This is a genomic window from Sphingomonas sp. STIS6.2 (assembly GCF_000732685.2).
Taxonomy (GTDB): Bacteria; Pseudomonadota; Alphaproteobacteria; order Sphingomonadales; family Sphingomonadaceae; genus Sphingomonas; species Sphingomonas aerolata.
Window position 1 is genome coordinate 1 of sequence record NZ_JPDP02000104.1, and the last position, 2,229, is coordinate 2,229.

Sequence of the window (2,229 nt, forward strand, 5' to 3'; positions counted from 1 at the left end):
GACCTATCTCAAGCGTCAGAACCGTTCGGTTTTGACACCTCAGGTTCCAAGACTGCGATAGTGCTTGGAGGAATCGGGAACATCGCTAGTCAGGTTGCTGATGAGCGGCGAACCAGTCGCAATGACGCGTAAGAGGGCGGTTTCCGCATTTTGGCCCCCTGGACACGCATATCTTGATACCGTGCTGTATCAGCCATTCGTGCGCGTGCCGTTTAAATCGAGGCGCGTTCTGCGTTGGCTGACGCGAAATCTTGAATTTTGCATCACCGCCTTTGTTTCCACGGGCTAAAACTCCGTGATAGGCAGCATGGGATTAAAGGGGGAAGCTCTTGAAAAGCCTACGTGTCGAACTTGAGCACTGCTACGGGATTCGAAATCTCAAAGCCGATATCAGCTTTGAGAAATGCCCCGCTGTCGCGATTTACGCGCCAAACGGAGCCATGAAGTCTTCGTTCGCCCAGACGTTTCAGGACATCGCCGAGGACACGCCTTCCAAGGATCGGATCTTCCCGGCACGGGTATCAACGCGGAAGGTCACAGATGACCAAGGAGCGGCCCTCCAACCTGTGTCGGTCCTAGTCGTTCGGCCTTATGATGAGGTCCTGGGACATACCGCAAAGACGTCCACACTTCTAGTGAATGCCGCACTACGAAAAGAGTATGAGCAGCTTCACCTCGAAATAGATAAGTCTCGGCATGCCCTAGTTACGGCGCTGAAACAGCAATCCGGCTCAAAGAAGGATATTGAGCAAGAACTAGCTTCTACGTTCACGGCTTCTGGCGATCTGTTTACGGCACTAAGTCGCATATATGACGAGGTTTTGGCTCAAAAATCGGCTCCGTTCTTCGATGTCAAATATGATCTAATATTTGACGATAAGGTTCAGGCACTTCTTGGCACCAAAGACTTTAAGACTGTAATTGAAGATTATATGAAGCGGTACAATGAGTTATTGTCCGCATCTACGTACTTCAAAAAAGGTACTTTTACTTACTACAACGCCTCTATTGTTGCTAAGACATTAATTGATAATGGCTTTTTCAAAGCCAATCATTCCATCAGCCTTAATGCGGGCGAGTCCGTCACTATATGCGATGAAAAGGGCTTAGAAGACGTAATTGCTAAAGAAAAAGAGGGGATCTCACACGATCCCGCTCTTCGCAAAAAGTTTACTGACCTCGAAAAGCTATTGTACAAGAACACTACGGTCCGTGATTTTAACGAATACCTCTCTGAGCGGGAGGATATACTTCCTTCTCTTTCTAACATGGCTCAGTTTAAAGAAGAGGTATGGAAGGGATACCTAGCAACTCACGTAGGTCTATTCACTGAATTGGTCGAAAAGTATCGTGACGCGGAAAAGAGAAAGTCTGAGATTGAGGATCAGGCCAGCAAGGAAAGAACCGACTGGGAAGAGGTCATTGATATTTTCAATACCCGCTTCTTCGTACCCTTCAAGCTAGAGGCGAAAAACCGGACGTCGGTCATGCTTGGTCAGGAGCCAATCTTAAAGCTCGGTTTTACGTTCGAAGACAACGGTGAGCAAGCTCAGGTGGATCGTGAGTCACTTCTCCAGGCATTAAGCACTGGAGAAAAGAAAGCTCTTTATGTCCTAAACATCATATTTGATGTGCGAGCGCGCCACAAAGCAGGCCAGACTACCTTGATGGTAGTAGATGATATTGCGGACTCTTTCGATTATCGAAACAAGTATGCCATTATACAGTACCTTAAAGATATATCTGAATACGATAATTTTTTCCAAATCATATTAACGCACAACTTTGACTTCTTTAGAACAATTCAAAGCCGCTTTGTGACCTATAAAAATTGCTTTATGGTTTCAAAGGACTCCTCAGGCGTCTCGCTTGTGCCCGCAGCGGGCATAAAGAACATTTTTGTAAATGACTGGAAACCAAATTTTGCATCAGACGCACTGAAGCGGATAGCTTCCATTCCATTCATGCGGAATCTTGTTGATTTCACCAAAGGTGAAGACGACCCATACTTTAAGCTTTTGACTTCACTTCTTCATATTCGCCCGGATTCTGATACGATAACCGAGCAGGATTTGTATGATGTCTATAACAGCCTGTTTGGTACTGCTGAGACTCCGTCAGATGGAGGACAGGGTAAGGTTCTAGATTTGATCGAAACCGAGTGCGCCTCCTGCCTTGCCGCACCGGCGGGTGTTAACTTTGAGAACAAAATCGTCTTGTCCATCGCGG

General features: G+C 46.6%; 1 protein-coding gene. It reads left to right on the forward strand.

The window, feature by feature from the left end:
• Window positions 1-329 precede the first annotated feature (329 nt).
• A partial coding sequence (locus sphst_RS13410; RefSeq protein WP_159043621.1) for a phage infection protein occupies window positions 330-2,229 on the forward strand: 1,900 nt, incomplete at its 3' end.